The sequence below is a fragment of the Streptomyces sp. NBC_00523 genome (genome assembly GCF_036346615.1).
GTDB lineage: Bacteria > Actinomycetota > Actinomycetes > Streptomycetales > Streptomycetaceae > Streptomyces.
Window position 1 is genome coordinate 3443408 of the sequence record NZ_CP107836.1, and the last position, 21785, is coordinate 3465192.

20 protein-coding genes are annotated in these 21785 nt (G+C 71.6%); 6 read left to right on the forward strand and 14 right to left on the reverse strand.

The features are described from left to right. Nucleotides 1–135: 135 nt before the first annotated feature. Complete coding sequence (locus OHS17_RS15525; protein ID WP_330312664.1) at nucleotides 136–1032, forward strand: SURF1 family protein; 897 nt, start codon at nucleotides 136–138, stop codon at nucleotides 1030–1032. Nucleotides 1033–1078: 46 nt separating this feature from the next. Here OHS17_RS15525 and OHS17_RS15530 read toward each other — a convergent pair whose 3' ends face one another. The 7 genes from OHS17_RS15530 to OHS17_RS15560 all read right to left on the reverse strand — a co-directional run bounded on the left by OHS17_RS15530 (nucleotide 1079) and on the right by OHS17_RS15560 (nucleotide 7623). Continuing rightward, complete coding sequence (locus OHS17_RS15530; protein ID WP_383163823.1) at nucleotides 1079–2353, reverse strand: hypothetical protein; 1275 nt, start codon at nucleotides 2351–2353, stop codon at nucleotides 1079–1081. Beyond that, entirely contained in the window at nucleotides 2350–2925 is a 576-nt protein-coding gene (locus OHS17_RS15535; protein ID WP_018102121.1) for a SigE family RNA polymerase sigma factor, read from the reverse strand. The genes OHS17_RS15530 and OHS17_RS15535 overlap by 4 nt, the downstream gene beginning before the upstream one ends. Before the next feature lie 383 nt (nucleotides 2926–3308). After that, nucleotides 3309–4373 carry an aspartate-semialdehyde dehydrogenase gene (locus tag OHS17_RS15540; RefSeq protein ID WP_330312666.1) on the reverse strand — a complete coding sequence of 355 codons (1065 nt, stop codon included), beginning with the start codon at nucleotides 4371–4373 and terminating at the stop codon, nucleotides 3309–3311. Further along, a complete protein-coding gene (locus OHS17_RS15545) occupies nucleotides 4370–5641 on the reverse strand; it encodes an aspartate kinase (RefSeq protein WP_018102119.1) in 1272 nt (423 codons plus the stop codon). Before OHS17_RS15545 ends, OHS17_RS15540 begins: the two co-directional genes overlap by 4 nt. A gap of 212 nt (nucleotides 5642–5853) precedes the next feature. Continuing rightward, nucleotides 5854–6513 carry a DUF5063 domain-containing protein gene (locus tag OHS17_RS15550; RefSeq protein ID WP_018102118.1) on the reverse strand — a complete coding sequence of 220 codons (660 nt, stop codon included), beginning with the start codon at nucleotides 6511–6513 and terminating at the stop codon, nucleotides 5854–5856. A 92-nt stretch (nucleotides 6514–6605) separates the two neighbouring features. Beyond that, nucleotides 6606–7205 carry a recombination mediator RecR gene (gene recR, locus OHS17_RS15555; RefSeq protein ID WP_018102117.1) on the reverse strand — a complete coding sequence of 200 codons (600 nt, stop codon included), beginning with the start codon at nucleotides 7203–7205 and terminating at the stop codon, nucleotides 6606–6608. A gap of 79 nt (nucleotides 7206–7284) precedes the next feature. Beyond that, nucleotides 7285–7623 carry a YbaB/EbfC family nucleoid-associated protein gene (locus OHS17_RS15560; RefSeq protein ID WP_330315266.1) on the reverse strand — a complete coding sequence of 113 codons (339 nt, stop codon included), beginning with the start codon at nucleotides 7621–7623 and terminating at the stop codon, nucleotides 7285–7287. 383 nt (nucleotides 7624–8006) lie between these two features. Here OHS17_RS15560 and OHS17_RS15565 point away from each other — a divergent pair, with 383 nt between their 5' ends. Continuing rightward, nucleotides 8007–8786, forward strand: a complete 780-nt coding sequence (locus OHS17_RS15565) for an SLATT domain-containing protein (protein ID WP_161210848.1) — start codon at nucleotides 8007–8009, stop codon at nucleotides 8784–8786. 48 nt (nucleotides 8787–8834) lie between these two features. On the opposite strand, the gene OHS17_RS15570 is transcribed toward OHS17_RS15565, so the two are convergent. Further along, the gene (locus OHS17_RS15570) at nucleotides 8835–9485 is read right to left on the reverse strand and encodes a hypothetical protein (protein WP_018102114.1); all 651 of its coding nucleotides are present in this window, start codon (nucleotides 9483–9485) and stop codon (nucleotides 8835–8837) included. 123 nt (nucleotides 9486–9608) lie between these two features. Continuing rightward, complete coding sequence (locus tag OHS17_RS15575; protein WP_161210846.1) at nucleotides 9609–10325, reverse strand: GntR family transcriptional regulator; 717 nt, start codon at nucleotides 10323–10325, stop codon at nucleotides 9609–9611. Nucleotides 10326–10467: 142 nt separating this feature from the next. Here OHS17_RS15575 and OHS17_RS15580 point away from each other — a divergent pair, with 142 nt between their 5' ends. Further along, complete coding sequence (locus tag OHS17_RS15580) at nucleotides 10468–12693, forward strand: serine/threonine-protein kinase (RefSeq protein WP_330312668.1); 2226 nt, start codon at nucleotides 10468–10470, stop codon at nucleotides 12691–12693. 71 nt (nucleotides 12694–12764) lie between these two features. Here OHS17_RS15580 and dnaN read toward each other — a convergent pair whose 3' ends face one another. From dnaN to OHS17_RS15600, 4 genes are all read right to left on the reverse strand, one after another. Continuing rightward, complete coding sequence (gene dnaN, locus OHS17_RS15585; RefSeq protein ID WP_330312669.1) at nucleotides 12765–13907, reverse strand: DNA polymerase III subunit beta; 1143 nt, start codon at nucleotides 13905–13907, stop codon at nucleotides 12765–12767. Between the two features lie 149 nt (nucleotides 13908–14056). Beyond that, the gene (locus OHS17_RS15590; protein ID WP_018102110.1) at nucleotides 14057–14953 is read right to left on the reverse strand and encodes a glycoside hydrolase family 19 protein; all 897 of its coding nucleotides are present in this window, start codon (nucleotides 14951–14953) and stop codon (nucleotides 14057–14059) included. Between the two features lie 188 nt (nucleotides 14954–15141). Continuing rightward, nucleotides 15142–16014, reverse strand: coding sequence for a glycoside hydrolase family 19 protein (locus OHS17_RS15595; RefSeq protein ID WP_443053290.1), 873 nt, complete (start codon nucleotides 16012–16014; stop codon nucleotides 15142–15144). 211 nt (nucleotides 16015–16225) lie between these two features. Then, a complete protein-coding gene (locus tag OHS17_RS15600; RefSeq protein ID WP_026171388.1) occupies nucleotides 16226–17509 on the reverse strand; it encodes an adenylosuccinate synthase in 1284 nt (427 codons plus the stop codon). A gap of 186 nt (nucleotides 17510–17695) precedes the next feature. Between OHS17_RS15600 and OHS17_RS15605 the strand changes: the two genes are divergently transcribed. After that, entirely contained in the window at nucleotides 17696–18547 is an 852-nt protein-coding gene (locus OHS17_RS15605; protein ID WP_161211205.1) for a diacylglycerol kinase, read from the forward strand. A gap of 13 nt (nucleotides 18548–18560) precedes the next feature. Here the strand turns inward: OHS17_RS15605 and OHS17_RS15610 are convergent, their stop codons facing one another. Then, complete coding sequence (locus OHS17_RS15610; RefSeq protein WP_330312670.1) at nucleotides 18561–19115, reverse strand: GbsR/MarR family transcriptional regulator; 555 nt, start codon at nucleotides 19113–19115, stop codon at nucleotides 18561–18563. A 99-nt stretch (nucleotides 19116–19214) separates the two neighbouring features. Here OHS17_RS15610 and OHS17_RS15615 point away from each other — a divergent pair, with 99 nt between their 5' ends. Together OHS17_RS15615 and OHS17_RS15620 are read left to right on the forward strand one after the other, a co-directional pair. Further along, nucleotides 19215–20129: an ABC transporter ATP-binding protein gene (locus OHS17_RS15615; RefSeq protein WP_330312671.1), complete on the forward strand. Its 915-nt coding sequence runs from the start codon at nucleotides 19215–19217 to the stop codon at nucleotides 20127–20129. After that, on the forward strand, nucleotides 20126–21751 hold the full coding sequence (locus OHS17_RS15620; protein WP_330312672.1) for an ABC transporter permease: 1626 nt from the start codon (nucleotides 20126–20128) through the stop codon (nucleotides 21749–21751). Before OHS17_RS15615 ends, OHS17_RS15620 begins: the two co-directional genes overlap by 4 nt. Nucleotides 21752–21785 lie beyond the last annotated feature (34 nt).

Here is a 21785-nt window from a genome sequence, read left to right on the forward strand (position 1 = left end):
TGTTGGCCGGTACGTGGGCGAGGCGTCGGACGGTGGGCGGACGACGAGCTGATCGGCGCGTAGGGGCCGGATAAAGGGCTGCTTTCCGGGTGCCCCCGCTCCGGTCGGCCGGAGCGGGGACCGTACCGTGGAGGGGTGTACCGGTTCCTGCTGACCCCGCGATGGTGGGGGATCAACCTCTTCGTCGTGCTGGCGATCCCGTTCTGCGTGTTCATGGGCACCTGGCAGCTCGGCCGCTTCGAGGACCGCGTGCACACGCACGAGGCCGCCGAGAAGCAGCCCGCGCCGGGCGCCAGGGCCGCCAAACCGCTCGACGAGCTGCTGCCCGTCGACACGGAGACCTCCGGCCGGCCCGCCACCGCGACCGGCCGGTACGCGGACCGCTTCCTGGTGCCCGGCCGTGAGCTGGACGACCGGAAGGGCTTCTACGTCCTGGACATGCTGCGGACGGACAGCGGCAAGGCCCTGCCGGTGGTACGCGGCTGGCTGCCCGGGAAGCCCGGACAGACCCGGGTGCCGCCCGCGCCGGCCGGGCGGGTCACGGTGACCGGCGACCTCCAGGCTTCGGAGAACGCGGGCACCGCGGGGATCGGCGCGACGGGCGGGCTGCCGGACGGCCAGGTCGGCATGATCAGCGCGGCGTCGCTCGTCAACCTGGTGCCGTACCAGGTGTACGACGCCTGGGTGACGCTCCCGGCGAGCGGTGCGGGCGGCTCCGAGAAGGCCGCGGGTGCCTCGGGGGAGGCGGCGGGCGGTGCCGCCCCGTCCGAGGCGACCGCGCTGCGCCCGGTGCCGGCCACCGCGCCGGAGGGTGGCGGTCTCGATCTCAAGGCGTTCCAGAACCTCGGCTACACGGGTGAGTGGTTCGTCTTCGCCGGGTTCGTGGTCTTCATGTGGTTCCGGCTGCTCCGGCGCGAGGCCGAGGCCGCCCGGGACGTGCGGCTCGGTTTGATCCCGGACGCGGAGCCCGCTTCCCCGTCGGTTCCCGAGGCGGAGGCCGTCCCCGAGGCGGAGGCCCGCTCAGGGACGTGAGCCGGTGGCCCGGCGGTGCGGGCCGCCGGGTGCCCCGTAGCGGCTCCTACGACGACGGTTCCAGGACGCCCGTCCGGTAGATCGTTCCCGCGCAGGCGTTGTCGATCTTCGCGGCGGCCACCGGGGCCCCCGGCTCGGGGGTGTGCTGCACGGAGATGCTGCCCTGGGCGGGGGTGCCACCGTCGGCGCCGAACTGCGTCTCCGTACCCGTCTCGCTCTCTCCGGAGCCGCCGGCCGCCCCGGATCCGGCCGCGCCGCCGCCACCTGCGGCGCCCGCCGCACCCTCGGTCGGCGTCGGGGAGGGCGAACCACCGGTGGACGGACAGGTGTCCTTGGGGACCCAGGCGAACTGCACCTCGTAGACCGCGTCCGGCTTCAGCACGACGACGGGCTCTTCGGCGGCGGGGTCGGGCAGGCCCGACGCGGGATCACCCTGGGTGTGCCGGACGACCTCGATCCGGGTCGGGTCGGCCGCGCCCATCGCCTCGAAGCCCACGGTGCCGCTGCTCCGCACCGCACAGTTCTCGCCGGACACGTTGGCGATGCGGAAGGCCCCGTACACCGTGCCGTCGGCACCCGCCGCGCCGGTCCTGGCCGACTCCACGCCGAGCTGGCCCGGGTCGCACGGGCGCATGGCGTCCACCGCGCTTCTGGAGGGGTCGGCGGACGCCCCGGCCGGGTCCCCCTCCTGGCCCTGGCCGCTGCTGCCGGACGGGCTCATGGTGCTCTCCGGAAGCCCCTGGCCGCCGTTGGGGTGGCCGCCACCGCTCTCGCCGTCACCGCCGTTGCCGGAGTCCGCGCCGGAGTCGTCGCCGCTGCCACCCTGGGCCTGCTCGCCGTGACCGGCGATGGCGGGACTGGCCGTGCTGGAGCCGTCCGAGTTGGCGACGTGCACGAACGCGGGGATCGCGGTGCCGATGAGCAGTGCCGCCGCGGCGGCGCCCACCAGGGCCTGCCGTCGGCGGGCCCGCCGGGCGGGCACCGCGCGCTGCAGCCGGTCGAGGCTGCCCTCGCTCGGCTCCAGGCCCTGCACGACACCGTGCATCATGCGGCGCAGCGCATCCTCGTCACCGTCGTCGCCGAAGGGCACGCCCCCGCCGGACGAGCCGCCCCCGCCGAACAGGCCGGCCGTGGCCGCGAGGCCCAGGGTGTCGTCGTCGCGGTCCGCGTGCGGAGCGTTCTCCGGCCCGTGGTTCACAGTTCCGTTCCCAGTCCGGTCCAGCGGGAACCCGCGCGAGGGACCGCGCCGGTATCCGTTACGGCCCCCCGGCCGCGGGTCCTGTTCATGGTCGTGATCGTGGTGCTCACCGCGCCGGGTCATACCTGCGCCTCCATCACCACGCGCAGGGCCGCGATACCGCGTGACCCGTACGCCTTCACCGAGCCCAGGGATATCCCGAGCGTCTCGGCCACCTGAGCCTCGGTCATGTCCGCGAAGTAGCGCAGCACCAGCACCTCGCGCTGGCGCCTCTGGAGGCCGCGCATCGCCTTGATCAGCGCGTCCCGCTCCAGCTGGTCGTACGCCCCCTCCTCCGCGCTCGCCATGTCCGGCATCGGCTTCGAGAGGAGCTTCAGCCCGAGGATGCGGCGGCGCAGGGCGGAGCGGGAGAGGTTGACGACGGTCTGGCGCAGGTACGCGAGGGTCTTCTCGGGCTCGCGGACCCGGTTGCGCGCGGAGTGCACGCGGATGAACGCCTCCTGCACGACGTCCTCGCAGGACGCCGTGTCGTCCAGCAGCAGGGCCGCGAGGCCGAGCAGCGAACGGTAGTGGGCGCGGTAGGTTTCGGTGAGATGGTCGACGGTTGTTCCGGCTGCCACGCTCTCTTCAGCACCCTCGCGCTGCGCCGGCAGCCCCGTCTGGCGCGCGGCGGGCATGGGCGCGATCACCGGCATGCCACCGGCTGCACGGGCCCGTCGGAGCGGTCGCACCGAAGCGCCGCGCAAGGGGCCCACCACTGTGATATCGAGAACCTCTGCCACGCCAGTTGGACACGCTTCCCCCCGTCAGGGTTGTACGCATACGGCACAGCGTTTGAGGCCCTGCGATATGCCTTCATACGTACCCGCTCTTCTTCAGATGCCCCGCACATGCGCCCCGCCGCGCAAGAAGTGACCGCTTAGACGCTTGGCGCCCGACCCGCGGTTGCAACGAACCGAAAGGTCATCGTCGGTCACGGCGACTGCCCAGCTCAAGAGGTTCAGACCAGCGAGTTGCTCACAGATCGTTCACAGAAAGTGCAAAAGGGGTTCGATCCGGACCTCATGATCACGATCGCTCAGGACCGGGGAAATTCGGCGGCCACCGATTCGGCAATCTGCGCCACGTTGAGCGCGGCCCCCTTGCGGAGGTTGTCGCCGCAGACGAAGAGTTCCAGCGCCTGCGGGTCGTCCAGCGAGCGCCGGACCCGGCCGACCCAGGTGGGGTCGGTGCCGACCACGTCGGACGGGGTGGGGAAGTCACCGGCGCCCGGGCTGTCGTACAGCACCACCCCGGGAGCGGTCGCCAGGATCTCGTGGGCCCGGTCGACCGCGACCTCGTTCTCGAAGCGGGCGTGCACGGACATCGAGTGCGTGGCGACGACGGGTACGTACACGCAGGTCGCCGACACCCGCAGGCTCGGCAGGCCGAGGATCTTGCGGCACTCCTCGCGGATGGCCAGTTCCTCCGACGACCAGCCGTCGCCGGCGTCCGTACCGGCCCACGGGACGACGTTGAGCGCGACCGGAGCGGCGAAGGGGCCGCCGTGCGTGTCGCCCACGACGCGGCGCACGTCGCCCGGTTTCGTGCCGAGTTCGGTGCCGGCCACCATCGACAGCTGTTCGCGCAGTGCGGCGACCCCGTCGCGGCCGGCGCCGCTGACGGCCTGGTACGAGGAGACGACGAGTTCCCGCAGACCGAACTCGGCGTGCAGGGCACCGATGGCGACGATCAGCGCCAGCGTGGTGCAGTTCGGGTTCGCGACGATGCCGCGCGGTCTCATCCGTACGGCGTGCGGGTTGATCTCGGGCACGACGAGCGGAACGTCGTCGTCGGTCCGGAAGGCGGCGGAGTCGTCGATGACGACCGCGCCCTTAGACGCGGCGAGCGGTGCCCAGCGCGCGGAGACCTCGGCGGGCACCAGGAACAGCGCCACGTCGATGCCCTCGAAGACGTCCTCGGTGATTTCGAGGACCTCGCACTCCTCACCGCGTACGACCAGCTTGCGGCCGGCCGAGCGCGGTGAGGCGACGAGTCTGACCTCGCCCCAGACGTCCGCGTGCTGCGAGAGGATCTGGAGCATGACGCCACCGATCGCCCCGGTCGCACCGACGACCGCGAGCGAAGGGCGGCGTGCGGTCATCGGCCGGTGCCCCCGTACACGACGGCCTCGTCGGAGTCGCTGTCGAGACCGAAGGCGGTGTGCACGGCGCGCACGGCCTCGTTGACGTCGTCGGCGCGGGTGACCACCGAGATGCGGATCTCGGATGTCGAGATCAGCTCGATGTTGACGCCGGCGTCGGACAGCGCCTCGAAGAAGCCCGCGGTGACCCCGGGGTTCGTCTTCATACCCGCGCCGACCAGGGAGATCTTGGCGATCTGGTCGTCGTAGCGCAGCGAGTCGAAGCCGATCACGCCGCGGTTGCGCTCCAGGGCGTCGATGGCCTTGCGGCCCTCGGCCTTCGGGAGCGTGAAGGAGATGTCCGTCAGACCGGTCGACGCGGCGGAGACGTTCTGCACCACCATGTCGATGTTGACCTCGGCGTTCGCGATCGTACGGAAGATCGCGGCGGCCTCGCCCGGCTTGTCGGGCACGCCGACGACGGTGATCTTGGCCTCGGAGACGTCATGGGCGACTCCGGAGATGATCGCGTGCTCCACCTTCTGGTCCCCTTGCGGCTCGTTGCTGACCCAGGTGCCGCGCAGTCCGGAGAAGGACGAGCGGACGTGGATCGGGATGTTGTATCGGCGTGCGTACTCGACGCAGCGGTGCAGCAGCACCTTGGAGCCGGACGCGGCCAGCTCCAGCATGTCCTCGAAGGAGATCCAGTCGATCTTACGGGCCTTCTTGACGACCCGCGGGTCGGCGGTGAACACGCCGTCCACGTCGGTGTAGATCTCGCAGACCTCGGCGTCCAGCGCGGCCGCGAGCGCGACGGCAGTGGTGTCGGACCCGCCGCGGCCGAGGGTGGTGATGTCCTTCTTGTCCTGGGACACACCCTGGAACCCCGCGACGATCGCGATGTTCCCCTCGTCCAGCGCCGTACGGATACGGCCCGGCGTCACATCGATGATGCGCGCTTTGTTGTGGACCGAGTCGGTGATGACGCCTGCCTGGCTGCCGGTGAACGACTGGGCCTCGTGGCCCAGGTTTTTGATCGCCATGGCCAGCAGCGCCATGGAGATCCGCTCTCCCGCGGTCAGCAGCATGTCGAACTCACGCCCGGCCGGTATCGGGGATACCTGCTCGGCGAGATCGATCAACTCGTCCGTCGTGTCGCCCATCGCGGACACCACGACAACCACCTGGTTGCCGTTCTTCTTGGCATCGACGATTCGCTTGGCGACGCGCTTGATGCCCTCGGCATCGGCTACGGAGGAGCCTCCGTACTTCTGCACGACAAGGCCCACGTGCGCTCCTCGCTCAGTCCATTACTGCGGTCGGCTCAGTTTAACGAGCAGCCCGGAAACGCCCCGCTGATACCACATGGTGAGATGTCCCGCTCACCACGTGATCATCGGGGCGTCGTCCCGAACTGCTCGTACCGCCCTGCTGCCCACCGAACACGTACGCATTCCCCTTTGTGGCCCAGCCCACACACGGGCCGGACCACATGGGGCCGCTACTTGGCCGGGCGCAGGCCCAGCGGGCCCGCGATCTCCTCGAACATGACGCGGCCCGCCTCCTCGGCGAGGTCGTCGTCGCCGGCGTCCTGGTCGGTGTCCAGGCCGTCCAGCTCCTGGAGGGGCTGGTTGAGGCGGATGTGGGCGATCAGGGACTGAAGGGCGCGGAGCGTGGCGGAAGCGGTGGAGCCCCAGTTGGAGAAGTAGGAGAACTGCCACCACCACAGGGCCTCGGTGGTGCGCTCCTCCTCGTAGTGGGCCAGGCCGTGGCGCAGGTCGGTCACGAGGTCGGCCAGGTCGTCGGAGATGCGGGACGCGACCGGGGCCTTGCGGGGCTCGTACGGGTCGAAAACCTCGGAGTAGACGTCGATCGGCTCCAGGAGGGCCGCGAAGCGCTCGCGCAGGCCGTCCGCGTCCGGTTCGGCGCCCAGGTCGGGCTCGTAGCGCTCGTCAGGGAGGATGTCCTCGTACGCGCCGAGCCGGCCGCCGGCCAGCAGGAGCTGGGAGACCTGGAGGAGCAGGACCGGAACGGCCTCTTCCGGCTCCTCGACCTTGGACACCTCGGTGACCGCGACGATGAACGTCTTGATCTGGTCCGCGATCTGGACCGCGAAATCGCCGGGGTCCTGCGTGACGGTGTTCAACGTGGCGTCAGACATCGAGGAGACCTCCCGTGTGCACGGTCGGAGACGGTGAGTAGAAGATAACCGCGCTGAACGTAAAGCCGCCGTGAGATGCGGAAACGCGACCGTCAGACATCGAGCAGCCGCCTCCCCTCGAAGGCGCGGCCGAGCGTGACCTCGTCCGCGTACTCCAGGTCGCCGCCCACCGGCAGGCCGCTGGCGAGCCGGGTGACGCGCAGGCCCATCGGCTTGACCATCCGCGCCAGGTACGTCGCGGTGGCCTCGCCCTCCAGGTTGGGGTCGGTCGCCAGGATCAGCTCGGTGATGGAGCCGTCGGCAAGGCGGGCGAGGAGCTCGCGGATGCGCAGGTCGTCCGGGCCGACGCCCTCGATGGGGCTGATGGCCCCGCCCAGCACGTGGTAGCGCCCCCGGAACTCACGGGTCCGTTCGATCGCGACGACGTCCTTGGGCTCCTCGACCACGCAGATGACCGACCGGTCGCGGCGCTGATCACGGCAGATCCCGCACTCCTCCTCCTGGGCCACGTTGCCGCAGACCGCACAGAAGCGGACCTTGTCCTTGACCTCCAGGAGGGCGTGGGCCAGGCGCCGCACGTCCGTGGGCTCCGCCTGCAGCACGTGGAAGGCGATCCGCTGCGCGCTCTTGGGACCGACGCCGGGCAGCCTGCCCAGTTCGTCGATGAGGTCCTGAACCACGCCTTCGTACAACGGAACGCCTTCCTGACTGAGTCGGCTGAGTCGTGGTACGTACCGTAGGGGGTACGTACGGTCTTGGGTATGCGGCCGGTCAGAACGGCAGGCCGGGCATGCCACCGCCCAGGCCCTGGGTCAGCGGGCCCAGCTTCTGCTGCTGGAGCTGCTGGGCGTTCTCATTGGCCGCCTGGACCGCCGCGACGACGAGGTCCGCGAGGGTCTCGGTGTCCTCCGGGTCCACCGCCTTCGGGTCGATCACCAGGGCGCGCAGCTCGCCCGAGCCGTTGACCGTCGCCTTGACCAGGCCGCCGCCCGCCTGACCGTCGACCTCGGTCCTGGCAAGCTCTTCCTGGGCCTGAGCGAGGTCCTGCTGCATCTTCTGGGCCTGCTGCAGCAGCTGCTGCATATTGGGCTGACCACCACCGGGAATCACGGTCACTCCAGGCATTTCGACGACAAATGTTTCGGTACGCCGAGCCTACGTTGTCCCCGGGCGGCGCGCCCCACCCGCCGACGAGCAACTCTTTCGAGTGAGATCGCGGGAGCGGTGCCGGGACTCCTATACCTGACCAGAGGCCGTGCGCACCCGGGAATACCGCGATTTCGACCCCACGCCCCACCATTCGGCGGTAGGAAGGGCATGCGTCCCGGCACGCACGCGCCTACCCCTCGTCACGCATGGTTACGCATGGGGGACTGCCCGTCGCGTCAAGGGACCGGGAGCAGAGCAGAGATCCGCCCCGTCGTCGAGTACGCGGTCGAGAGCACGCGTCGCTATGCAGCATGCAGAGGAGTACCCCGGTGAGTCAGCCGGAGATGCAGCCCGAAGTGCCGCCCCGCAAGTCCGGCACGTCCGGCCCGGCGGGTGCGGCCGCTCCCTCCGGTACGGACTCCGAGGACCGTGCGGGGCGGGCCCGTGACCTGACCGGGGAGCCGTTCCCGCTGGGCGACTGGGGAGAGCCGTCCCAGCGGCTGGACGACCTCTACCGGTGGCTGGAGGCGGACGCGCTGCGCACCGCCGACTGGTATCTGAACGACCGGCTGTGGAAGCGGCGCGGCGCCAGGGCGCTGCGGATGGGCACCGCCGCCGGGATGGTCGCGGGCGCCGCCCTGCCCCTGCTCGACCTGACGGGCGCGCTGCACGGCGCGGCCGGCTGGGGCTATCTGTCGCTGCTGCTCGGTGCCGCGTGCATGGCGTGCGACCGCTACTTCGGCCTGACCTCGGGCTGGATAAGGAACCTCGCGACCGCGCAGGCGGTGCAGCGCAGGCTCCAGGTGCTCCGGTTCGACTGGGCGTCGGAGTGCGTACGGGAGGTGCTCGGCCCGGCCGAGGGCACGGCGAGCGAGGCGACCGAGCGGTGCCTGGGCGTGCTGCGGCGCTTCTCCGAGGACATCACGGAGCTCGTACGGTCGGAGACCGCCGACTGGATGGTGGAGTTCCGGGCCGGTCCCGCGCCCCTGGGGATGCAGGCCCTGGTCTCCGGCGGCTCCGGGAACGGGCGCCCGGAGCCGGGGGCGGCGCCCGGACGCTTCCCGCTCCAGTCGATGGGCCGGCCGAACATGCCCCGGCAGCGCCCGCCGGAGTCCCCGCGCTGACCGCTCTCCGGCCGGTGCGGGGCTCCGGCGCGGGACGCCGGGACCGCGTCAGCTGAAGACGATCATCGATCCCTGGGCAAGGCTGCGGGTGGCCGCGGCGTGCAGGCCGAGCCAGACGTGGCGCTCCCGGGCGAAGGGGTTGTCGTCGTACGGGACGGAGGTCGCCGGTTCCTCCAGCTCGGTGGGGGCGGCGGGCGGCAGGGGGGCGGCCGGCGGGTTCGCCGGGTCGATTCCGATGGCCGGGGCGACGAACTCCAGCTCCCGCAGCAGCCCGTGCGCGGAACCGAGCGGTCCGCCCGCCGCCAGCAGGTCGTCGGTGGACACGGGTGCGGCGAAGTCGAGGGGGACGTACGCCCCCGCGTGGTCGAAGTGCCACACCAGGTGCGACTGCCGGGCCGTGGACTCGAACATCTCCAGCAGCTGCTCGTAGTCCCCACCCAGCTCACCGACCGGCGTGACGGCGAGGCCGCTGAGCTGGAGCAGATAGGCGCGGCGGAGGAAGTGCAGGGCGTCGTAGTCGAAGCCCGCGACCGGGGCGACGTCTCCGGTCAGTCCCGGCATGTAGGCGTAGACGGGGACGGGCGGCAGTCCGGCCTCGCCCAGGGCCTTGTCGTAGAGGGCGATCTCTTCGGCGAAGGGGTTGTCGGGGCTGTGGCACAGCACATCGACGAGGGGGACCAGCCACAGGTCACAGGCCACGAAGTCTCGCTCTCCAACGGGGGCGTGCGGTGGTCGGGACAGCGTAATGCGACCGGCAGCGCGCGCACAGTGGTCACTCACGACCGGCCCGAGGCGCAGAGGAGCGACGACGGTGCCGGGGGCTCAGACCGGCCCCTCGGTCTCCGCCCCGGACGGCCCCAGCCCGGCCAGTCGGTCGGCCCAGCTCAGCGCATGGCCGTTGTACCCGTCTATCACCGCGCGCAGGGCCTCGCGGTCCCGGTGCGTGATGGCGGCGACCAGTTCGGCATGGCCGTTCCACAGCCAGTCCCGCAGATCGGCGTCGCCCCGCAGGTACGGCACGGCGAACACCCAGGCCTGGACGCGCAGCCGGTGCAGGAAGTCGCTGATGTAGCCGTTGCCGATGAGCCCGCCGAGCTCGCGCCAGAAGCGCAGGTCGTAGCCGATGAGGATGTCCAGGTCACCGCCGCGTGCCGCGCGGGCGGCCTCCTCGGCCCGTCGCCGTACGGAGACGAGCGCGTCCCGGTAGTCGGCCCGCCGGTCCGGGACCGGCTCGTGGAAGACGTCCCGGATGACCCCGTCCATCACCAGGGCGCGGGCCTCCACCATCGCCCGGTAGTCCGCGACCGTGAACTGGTGCACCCGGAATCCGCGGTGCTGGTCGGATTCGAGGAGGCCCTGCGCGGACAGGTCGAACAGCGCCTCGCGAACGGGCGTCGCGGACACCCCGTACTGCTCGGCGATCTGCTTGACGGTGAACTCGCGCCCCGGCAGTAGACGCCCGGCGAGCACCTCGTCACGCAGCGCGTCCGCGATCTGCTGTCGCAGGGTGCTGCGGGTGACGGCTCCGCTCGGGCACATGGCGCCCCTCCCCCATTCGGTTCCGGGTCACCTTAGACCGGGGTCGTACCGCCCCTGAGCCCCGGAGGGGCCCGGCCGGACGATCCACGCCGCTATTCTCGTCCCCGTCCGGCGTGTTGTCGTACGGGGGAGGCCGCACACCATGGAGAAGCTCGGGTCCACCGATCCACAGCGCATCGGCGCCTACCGACTGCTGGGGCGCCTCGGCGCGGGCGGGATGGGGCAGGTCTATCTGGCCCGGTCCGACCGCGGCCGCACGGTCGCGCTCAAGCTGGTACGCGAGGAGCTGGCCGCGCAGCAGGAATTCCGCGACCGGTTCCGCCAGGAGGTGCGGGCCGCCCGGCGGGTGGGTTCCACCTGGACCGCGTCCGTCCTGGACGCCGACACCGAGGCCGACGTCCCGTGGGTCGCCACCGGGTATGTGGCCGGCCCCTCCCTTCACGCCACCGTCTCGGGCAGGCCGGGCACCGCGTCCGGCCGGGCCCCCGGCGCCTACGGCCCCCTGCCGGAGCGGTCCGTCCGCATTCTCGGCTCCGGCCTGGCGCACGCCCTGAAGGCCATCCACACGGCCGGGCTGATCCACCGCGACCTGAAGCCCTCCAACATCCTGCTCACGATCGACGGCCCGCGCGTCATCGACTTCGGGATAGCCAGGGCCCTGGACACCATCACCGACGGCGGCCTCACCCGCACCGGCGCGCTGGTCGGCACGCCCGGTTTCATGTCTCCGGAGCAGGTGCGGGGCGAGCGGGTGAGCGCGGCCAGCGACGTGTTCTGCCTGGGCTCGGTGCTGACGTACGCCCTGACCGGCCGGCTTCCCTTCGGCGCCGCGGCCAACGAGATGCACGCCCTGCTGTTCCGCATCGCGCAGGAGGACCCGGACCTGACCGGGGTCACGCCGGGGCTCGACGACCTGATCCGCGGCTGCCTCCACAAGGACCCGCAGGCCAGGCCGTCCACGGACGATATCCTGGCGATCCTGGCCGACGGCGACAACAGCCCGGAGCCCTGGCTCCCGGGTGCGCTCCTCGCCCAACTCGGGCGCCACGCCGTGGAACTGCTCGACTCGGAGGACCCCGAGGACGCGGTGCCGGCCGACGCAGTGGCGCCGGGTGGCACGGCGCCCGCCGATGCGGGGCCCCGTGACGCCGCACCGGCGGACGCGGTGCCGGACCCGGACCGCACCCCGAGCACCTCCCCCGCCCCGGTCGGCGGGAAGCCGCAGGGCGCGGTCCCGCTCACCAAGCCGGGCGCCCCCGCCGACGCGGCGAGCGGCGCCCCGTCGGACGCCGTCCCCGGCGGCCCGTCCGATGCTCCCGTCGGCGCCCCGTCCGGACCGGGCGCCGAGCCTCCCGCGGAGCCGGAGACCGCGGTCCTCGACGCCCCCGCCGGTCCGCCCGCCCCGCTTCCGTCCCCCGGGCAGCCCGGGCCCGGGCCCGTCCACGCGCTCCCCACCGCGGCCGCCGGCGCGGCCGGGGCCGCCGCCACGCCGCCGAGCGGGCCGCCCCCGGCCACCCCGCCTCCCGGCTACGGCTACCCGCACCAGGCCGCCCAGCCGCAGCAGGCCCAGGGCTACGGCCACCCGCAGCAGCCCAACCCCGGCCAGGGGTACGGCTATCCACAGCATCCCGGCCAGGGCCAGGCATATGGCTACCCCCAGCAGCCGAGCCCGGACCACGGCTACCCGTACGGCTATCCGCAGCAGCCCGGCCAAGGCGCCACTCCCCCCTACGGCCCCGGGTACCCCACGGGCACCCAGCATCCGGCCCCCGCTCCCGAACCGGCCCGCAGGAGCAGCGGTTCGACCATCGCGCTGATCCTCGTCGCCGTACTGGTCGCCATAGGCGCGGGCGGGTCCGTCTACGCCCTCATGAGCGACAAGGGAGGAACGCCCACGGCCGAGCCCACCCGCTCGGCCGGTCCCTCCCCCTCGCGGGCCATCGACAACTCCCCCACCCCCGACGTCTCCCCGGACCCCTCGCCCGATGACGGGGCCAACGGCGAGGAGGGAGCCGTCCCCGACAGCTACCTGGGCTCCTGGTCGGGCAGCATCGACAACGCCACCGGCCACTCCACCCGTGAACTCGTCATCCGTCAGGGCGAGGTGGGCGACACGATCCTCACCCTGACCGCCGAGGGCCCTCTCGCCGGCGGCGGCACCTACCGCTGCGTCTTCGAGGCGACCCTGAGCGCCGAGACCGGTGACGGCGAGTCCGTCCGCATCGGCCCCTCCACCGTGACGGAGGGCGAACCGGCGGCTTCCTGCACTCCGGGGGCTCCGACCACGCTCACGCTGCTCCCGGACGGCAGCCTGAGCCGTGAGAACACGTCGAGCGGCGAGAAGCTCACGTACACGAAGTCCGGCTGACCCTCCGGACCGGGCGAGGCCGCCCCTGCGTGCGTGCGGCCGCCCGCTGCCGGGCGGCCCCGCCGCCGGGCTCACTGGACCAGCGGCCGGAGCGACATGAGCAGGTGCTGGTGGACCGTGTCCCCCACCCCGTCCGTCGCTGCCGCCGCCTCCTCGTGGTCCCGGTGCCCGGTGATCATGGCGCGCTGGCCCTGGCCCATGAGCTGGAACCGGACCACCGGGGCGTCGAATGTGGCCAACGCGTCCATCAGGTAGGCGGGGTTGAACCCCACGGTGATCTCCTCGGCGCCCAGGAGCACGGCGGGCAGGCGCTGGGAGGCCACGTCGTCCTCGTACCCGGCCTGGAGCAGGACGGATTCCCCGGTGAAGGCGAACTGGAGCGGGCTGTCGCCGTCCGCCACGACCGCGACCCGTTTCACCGCCTCGACCAGCGGTTCGCGCTCGGTCACCGCCGTGACCGGGGCGCTCAGCACGAACAGCTTGTCGTGGCGCGGCAGTCGGCCGTCGAGCAGCCGGACGGTGGTGCGCATGCCCTCCCGTTCGAAGCCCGCCGAACCGCCGTCCAGGGCGAGGCGGACCGTACCGGGGCGGCTGCCGACCGAGCGGGCGATCTCGGTGAGCCGACGGGCCGAGACGACGACGTCGGCCGTGACACCGTGGCCCGTGGGCCGCCAGTCGAGCGTGCGGACGGCGAAGCGGTAGCGGTCGGTGGCCGCGAGGGTCATCCGCTCACCGTCGAGCGCCAGGCGGATTCCGGTGAGCGTGGGGAGGGTGTCGTCCCGGCCGGCGGCCACCGAGACGTCGGCGACGGCTGCCGCGAACTCCTGCCCGTCCACCTCGCCGAGCATCTCCGGCAGCGGCGGCAGCGCGGGGTAGTCGTCCAGCGGCAGGACGGACAGACCGAACCCGGCGCCGCCGCCCGTCACCGTGAACCGTGAGCCCTCGACCGCGCATTCCACCGGCCCTTCGGGCAGCACCTTGCACACGTCCAGCAGGCGGCGGCCCATGACCAGGACCTTCCCGGGCCGCTCGGTCCGCGCCGCGACCTCGATGCGGGCGGACGCCTCGTAGTCGAGGCCGGAGATGCTCAGTCTGTCGTCCGCCGCCTCCAGCAGCAGCCCGCCCAGGACGGGCACGGGCGACCTGGTGGGCAGAACGCGGGCGGCCCAGGAGACGGCGTCCGTCAGCTCGCTTCGTTCGATCCGGAACTCCATCGTGATGCCCTCTCCTCATGCGCCGACCGCCTGCGGTCCCGACGCTTTCGACGTTAGAGGCGACCACTGACAACGAGAGGGGGGATGCCTCCGGCCACGAGGCCGGAGGCATCCCCCACACGAGTGAAGTTGCCGGGCTAAAGCCCTGGTCAGCAGCTCAAGTTGGAACCGGGCGTGGTTCCGAGGATCTGCACGAAAGCCTGGTACTTGTCGATGCGGCTCTGGACCTGGGCGGGGTTGCCGCCGTTGCACTCGATCGAGCCGTTGATGGAGCGGATCGTCTCACCGAAGCCGGCGCCGTTCACCATGGCGTTGTGGGCCGTCATGGAGCCGGGGCCGTTCTGGGTGTTCCAGTACCAGAGGCCGGTCTTCCAGGCCACGGCGGCGTCCTGCTCGACCAGGTAGGGGTTGCCCAGCAGGTCGATGCCGAGCGCGTCGCCCGCGGCCTTGTAGTTGAAGTTCCAGCTGAGCTGGATCGGACCGCGCCCGTAGTACGCGGCCTGGCCCGCCGGGCAGCCGTAGGGCTGGCTGCTGTCGCAGTAGTGCGGGTAGTTGGCGGTGTTCTGCTCGACGATGTACACCAGTCCGCCGGTCTCGTGACTGACGTTGGCGAGGAAGGCCGCGGCCTCCTGCTTCTTGACGGTGTCGCTGCCGGTGTTGGCGAAGCCCGGGTACGCGTCCAGCGCGGCGACCAGCCCGCTGTACGTGTAGAAGGAACTGCGGCCGGGGAACATCTGGTTGAACTGCGCCTCGCTGACCACGAAGCCGGAGGACGAGCCCGGGTCACCCGGGTCCGTGCCGCCTCCGTTTCCGCAGGCGCCCTGGTCGGCCCAGACGTCCGAGCTGCCCGGCGTCTCGTTCTGAGTCCACCACTTGGCGGTCCAGTTGTGCCCGTTGTACGAGGCGGAGCCGCCGCCCGTGTACACGGACGAGGCGTTCCAGGCGGCCGCGCAGTCGGCGGCCGACGCGGTGGTGGCGGGGAGTACGACGAGCCCAGCGACGACCGCGCCCAGCGCGGCGAGCAGGCCCATGATGCGACGGAACATCTGCACACTCCTTCGTCGCGGCGCACCGATCGTCGCGGCGCACCGCCGTGGGGGGTTGCCGCCACTCAAGCGCGGTTGGTCTGGACCTGTCAAGGTCTAGACCAAAAAACGGAACCTCTTCCGCCGCGAGAACCCCGGAGCCCTCCCCCTGCACAAAGACGGCATGGGCACCGGGGTTCGAGGCAGCGTCAGCAGGTGAGGTGCGAACCCGGGTCGACGCCGATGACCTCGGTGATGTGCTCGTACTTGGCCGCCCGCGCCTGCACCGACCCGGGGTTTCCGCCGTTGCACTCCAGCGAGCCGTTGAGCGAGCGGATGGTCTCACCGAAGCCGGCCCCGCCGACCATGGCGTCGTGTGAGGTCATGGTTCCGGGACCGTTCTGGGTGTTCCAGTACCAGAGCGCGGTCTGCCAGGCGACGGACGGGTCGCGCTCCACCAGCCACGGGTCGTTGAGGAGATCGAGGCCGAGCGCGTCTCCGGCCGCCTTGTAGTTGAAGTTCCAGCTGAACATGATCGGGCCGCGCCCGTAGTAGGCGGACTGGCCGGCCGGGCAGCCGAACGGCTGGCTGTAGTCGCACTTGATCCAGTAGTTGGCCTCGTTGATCTCCTTCACATACCGCAGGCCGACCGACTCGAAGTCGGCGTGCGTCAGAAACGCCGCGGCCTCCCTGCTCCTGGTCTCCTCGGTCCCGGTGTTGGCGAAGCGGGGATACGCGTGCAGCGCGTCGATCAGGCCCTGGTAGGTGTAGAAGGGGTCGCGCTCGGGAAAGATCGCGTCGAACTCCGCCTCACTGATGACGAAGTCGGAGACCCCTCCCGTACAGGCGCCCTCGTCCGCCCAGACGGTGGTGGCGCCCGGGTTCTCGTTCTGCGTCCACCACTTCGCCGTCCAGTTGCGGCCGTGGTGCGAGACCGCGCCGCCGGCCGTGTAGGCGGTCGAGGAGTTCCACAGGGGTGCGCACGACGCGGAGCCTGCGGTGTCCGAGGCGGCCGGTGCGGCGTTGGCGGCGCCGGGCAGGAAGGCCGCCGTGGCGACGACCGCGCTCAGTACGGTCAGAATGCTCTTGATGCGGTTCAGCGCTGCTCACTCCTTCTGCGAGGACGGGGCACGGTGCGCCGCACACCTCGGCGGGCGGCCGTGCGGGCATCCCTGCACCCAACCGTCGCTGGTCTGAACCTGTCAAGGTCTAGACCAGACAGGCCCCGTTGGGCGCGCACGCCGGAGGGCCGGGGCTGATCCGCCGCCCCGGCCCTCCTGTGCCCCCGTACGGCTACAGGAACGAGTTGATCTCGATGGTCTCGGTCCGGCCGGGGCCGACGCCGATCGCGGAGATCGGGGCGCCGGACATCTCCTCCAGCGCCTTCACGTACGCCTGCGCGTTCTTCGGCAGGTCGGCGAACGTCTTCGCCTTGGTGATGTCCTCGGACCAGCCCGGAAGCATCTCGTAGACCGGCTTCGCGTGGTGGAAGTCGGTCTGGCTGTACGGAAGCTCCTCGACGCGCTTGCCATCGATCTCGTACGCGACGCACACCGGGATCTGCTCCCAGCCGGTCAGCACGTCCAGCTTGGTGAGGAAGAAGTCGGTGAGGCCGTTGACCCGGGTCGCGTACCGCGCGATGACCGCGTCGAACCAGCCGCACCGGCGGTCACGGCCGGTGGTGACACCGCGCTCGCCGCCGATCCGCCGCAGGGCCTCGCCGTCCTCGTCGTGGAGCTCCGTCGGGAACGGACCGGCGCCGACACGGGTCGTGTACGCCTTGAGGATGCCGATGACCCGGCTGATCTTGGTCGGACCGACCCCGGCACCGGTGCAGGCGCCGCCCGCGGTCGGGTTCGAGGAGGTCACGAAGGGGTACGTGCCGTGGTCGACGTCGAGCAGCGTGCCCTGGCCGCCCTCGAACAGGACGACCTTGCCCTCGTCGATGGCGTTGTTCAGGACGAGCGTCGTGTCGGCCACGTACGGCCTGAGCTGCTCCGCGTACTGGAGCATGTCCTCGACGACCTTGCCGGCCTCGATGGCGCGCCGGTTGAAGACCTTGGCCAGAAGCTGGTTCTTCTGCTCCAGGGCCGCCTCGACCTTCTGCTCCAGGATCGACTCGTCGTAGAGGTCCTGGACGCGGATGCCGACCCGGTTGATCTTGTCGGCGTACGTCGGGCCGATGCCGCGCCCGGTGGTGCCGATCTTGCGCGTCCCGAGGAACCGTTCCGTCACCTTGTCGACGGTGACGTTGTACGGGGTGATCAAATGAGCGTTGCCGCTGATCAGCAGCTTCGACGTGTCCACGCCGCGGTCGTTCAGCCCACTCAGCTCGGAGAGCAGGACCGCCGGGTCGACGACGACACCATTACCGATGACCGGGGTACATCCCGGTGACAGGATGCCGGAGGGGAGGAGATGCAGTGCGTACTTCTGGTCACCGACGACCACCGTGTGGCCGGCGTTGTTGCCGCCCTGGTAGCGCACCACATAGTCCACGGATCCACCGAGGAGGTCGGTGGCCTTTCCCTTGCCCTCGTCACCCCACTGAGCACCGAGCAGCACAAGTGCGGGCACAGGCGTACACCCCTTCCGGGCGGGGCATGTCCAAGGTCAGGGGGCGTACGAAAACGCCGTACATGCCGTACGTCGTTGTACGGCACAGTCCGAACCGTCGAACCGGGTGCCCCGGAATAGACGAAACCCCTGGCGCAATAGCGCAAGGGGCTCTTGCACCAAGATGCTACCCGAGGAAGGACCGAGGTGTCGGCTGCCCAGCCCCCCGGTAACGGTGCGCCCCACCTGCTGGTGGTGATCGATCCGGTCGCCCGCCGGACGGACGGCGAGTCCGTCCGCATCGCGAAGGACGTGCTGAGCGCCGGCTCGCACGCCAAGATCTGCCTCCCGGACAGCCCCGGGGAGTTCGCCCGGGCCCTGTCCCGCCGGGGCGGCCGGCGCCCGGTGGTGATCGGCGACGACCGCGCGCTGCGGCGCGCCGTGTCTCTGCTGCACCGGGAACGGGAGCCCGCCATGAGCGCGCTGTCGCTCGTCCCCGTCGGCGCGTCGGGTGCGCTGGAACTCGCCCACTCGCTCGGCGTGCCGAACGGCGCCGTGGCGGCGGCGCGCACGGCGCTGGACGGGGCGGTGCGCCGTCTCGACCTGCTCGTGGACGACAGCGACGGCGTGGTCCTCGGCGCGCTGCGCATCCCCGCGCTGAACGGAGCCCCCGGCACGGCGGCCGACCGGCCGGGCGTGTCCTCCGTCTGGGACGCCTGCCGCTCCCTGGTCCGCACCCTGGTGCGCCCCGCTCCTCCGGAACCGGCCGCCGTGCCGCCGACGCACCGGCTGCGCGTGGAGGCCGACGGCGTCGTGCTGAACGACCTCGACCGCCCGGTCGCCTCCGTGACGGTGACGTCGGGCTGCGGCGACGACGGCCTGGCCGCCGTGACGATCGACGCGCCGGATACCGCCCCGGTCACCACGGAGGCCAAGGCGGTCACGGTCTCGGGGGCGGACTTCCGCTACCGGGCGGACATACAGGTCGCGGGGCCGGTGCGGACACGTACGTGGACGGTACGGGCGGGGGCCTGGGGGCTGATGCTCCCGGCGGGGTAGCGGACGCGGGCGGTCAGGTGCCCGCGCCGGACCTGCCCACCGGCAGGTCGAGGGCCTTGCGGTGCTCCTCCCAGCGCCCCATCAGCCCCTCCAGCTCCGACTGCAGGAACTCGAAGAACGCCGCCGTCTCGGCGATCCGGGCGCCGGCCGGGGTGTGCTCGCCGAGCGTGCGCGCGCCTTCCTTGAGGGTGCGCTCCCAGCGGGTGAGGACCTGGTCGCGGCTGGCGAAGGTGGTGTACCAGATCTCGTTGTGCAGGCGGTACCGGTCGCGGCGCGAGCCCGGTTCGCGCTCGCGGCCGACCATGCTGACCTGCGTGAGGTAGTTGATCGCGCCGGATACGGCGGCGGGGCTGATCTGCAGGGCCAGGGCGAGCTCCGCCGAGGTCATCGAGGCGTCGTCGTCCGCGAGCAGCGCGGCGAAGACGCGCGAGGCCATGCGCTGCATCCCCGCCTCGGTCATCTCGGACGCGAACCGCTCGACAAACCGCGCGACGGCCTCGGTATCCCGGTCCCCGGGGCCCCGGACCGCGTCCTCGCCCGCGCTCTCCTCCGCGGATTCGCCGCTCATCCCGCTCCTCTTCCTCCGTGCGCCACTGCATGTCACTCCTTCGAGTTTATACGGTTCCTTAACTTCACAATTTTGTGAAAGTAGCGTACGTTCAAAATCATGACGAAAGCAATCACCGTGGCCGGACTGTGCAAATCGTTCGGCCGGACGCAGGCGCTGGACGGGCTCGACCTGGCCGTCGAGACCGGTGAGGTCCACGGATTCCTCGGTCCGAACGGGTCGGGGAAGTCCACGGCGATTCGGGTCCTGCTGGGGCTGCTCAGAGCCGACTCGGGCGCTGCCCAGCTGCTCGGCGGCGACCCCTGGCACGACGCGGTCGAGCTGCACCGGCGCGTGGCGTACGTCCCCGGGGACGTCACCCTGTGGCGCAACCTCTCCGGCGGCGAGGTGATCGACCTGTACGGACGGCTGCGCGGCGGGCTCGACGGGGGCCGGCGCGCGGACCTCGTGGACCGCTTCGAGCTCGACCCGACGAAGAAGGGGCGGACGTACTCCAAGGGCAACCGGCAGAAGGTGGCGCTGGTCGCCGCCTTCGCGTCGGACGTCGATCTGCTGATCCTGGACGAGCCGACCAGCGGGCTCGACCCGCTGATGGAGGAGGTCTTCCAGAGCTGCGTGGCCGAGGAGCGTGAGCGCGGTCGGACGGTGCTGCTCTCCAGCCACATCCTGAGCGAGGTCGAATCGCTCTGCGACCGGGTCAGCATCATCCGCCAGGGACGGACGGTGGAGACCGGATCACTCGCAGACATGCGTCATCTGACGCGGACGCACATCAGCGCCGAGCTGATACGCGAGCCGGACGGCCTGACACGGCTCCCGGGGGTCCATGACCTCGATGTCGAAGGGCGGCGGGTCTCGCTCCAAGTGGACACGGACCGGCTGGACGCCGCCCTCAAGTCCCTGTCCGCATCCGGCGTCCGCTCGCTGACGTGCACCCCGCCCACGCTGGAGGAGCTGTTCCTCCGTCACTACACGGCGGAAGCGGAGCAGTCGTCGGGGGCGGTGGCGCGATGACCGCCGTGCCCCTCGCGACGAAGACGGGTGTGCGGCGCCGCGCGTCCACCGGCTCGCTCACCGGGACCGGTGCCCTGCTGCGGCTCGCCCTGCGACGCGACCGCATCGTCATCCCTGTCTGGGTACTCGTCCTCGGCGGGTCCTTCTCCTCCGTCGGTAAATCCATCTCCTCGCTCTACGAGACGCCGTCCCAACGGGCCGAGCTCGCCGCGTCGATGAACGCCAACAGCTCCGTGCGGGCGATGTACGGGCCCGTGTTCGGCGACTCCGTAGGAGGGCTCGTCAGCTGGCGCATGCTCGCCTTCGGCGCGGCGCTGGCAGCGGTGATGAGCCTGGTCGTCGTCGTGCGCCACACCCGGGAGGAAGAGGAGACGGGTCGTCAGGAGATGCTTTCCTCAGCGGTGGTCGGGCGCCGCGCCCCGCTCACGGCCGCACTGCTCGCGGCGCTGATCGCCAATGCCGGCCTGACGCTGGTGATCACCGCCGGAATGGCCGGCTCGGGCGCGGGGGGCGCGGGGGCGTTGGCGCTCGCGTCGGCCGTCGCCGGGGTCGGTGTCCTGTTCGCCTGCACCGCTGCGATCACCGCGCAGTTCACCGAGAGCGGCCGTCTCGCGAAGGGGGTGACGGCGGCGGTGGTGGGTGCCGCGTTCGTCCTGAAGGCGGCGGGCGACTCGGCCACGGACGACGGCTCGTCCCTCCTCACCTGGCTCTCCCCGCTCGGCTGGGCGGAGAACGTCCGGCCGTACGCGGACGAGCGGTGGTGGGTGCTGCTCCTGATCGCGGGCGCGGTGGTGGTGCAGTGCCTCGTGGGGTACGCGCTGACCGGGCGCCGGGACGTCGGCATGAGCTTCCTGGCGGCGCGTCCGGGGCCTGCGCGGGGCCGGATGTCCACCGCCTGGGGCCTCGCGATACGGCTGCAACGCGGTGCGCTCCTGGGGTGGACGGTGTCCTTCGCCGTGGTCGGCTTCGTCTTCGGTGGACTGGCCGGCGGGGCGGCGGACCTGGTCGGGGACAACGAGAAGGCCCGCGAGATCTTCGAGCGGATGGGCGGGCAGTCCGGTCTCACCGACGCGTTCCTCGCCTCGATGGTCTCCGTGCTCGGCACGGTCGCCGCCCTGTACATCGCCGCGTCGGTGCTCCGGCTGCACGGGGAGGAGACCGCCGGCCGCGCGGAGCCGGTGCTCGCGGGGGCGGTCGGCCGGCTCCGCTGGGCGGGGGGCCATCTGCTCATCGCCTTCGGCGGGGCGGCCCTGATCATGGCGGTCGGCGGCCTCGGCCTGGCGGCGGGATACGGTCACGCGCTTCCGGCCGTGCTCGGCGCCTGCCTGGTGCAGCTGCCCGCCGTCTGGCTGCTCGGCGGGATCACGGCCCTGCTCCACGGGGCGATACCGAAGGCGGCCCCGGCGAGCTGGGGGGTGGTGGGGCTCTGCCTGGCGCTCGGCTGGATCGGGCCCGCCCTGGACCTGCCGCAGCCGGTGATGGACGCGTCGCCGTTCACGCACCTGCCGAAGCTGCCGGGGGCGGGGATGGAATGGGGGCCGGTGACGCTCCTCACCGCGCTGTCGGCGGTTCTGGTGGCCGCGGCCCTGACGGCGTTGCGCCGCCGGGATCTGGTGACCTGAGGTGGGGCGGGCGCGAACGGGAGGGCCGCCCGCC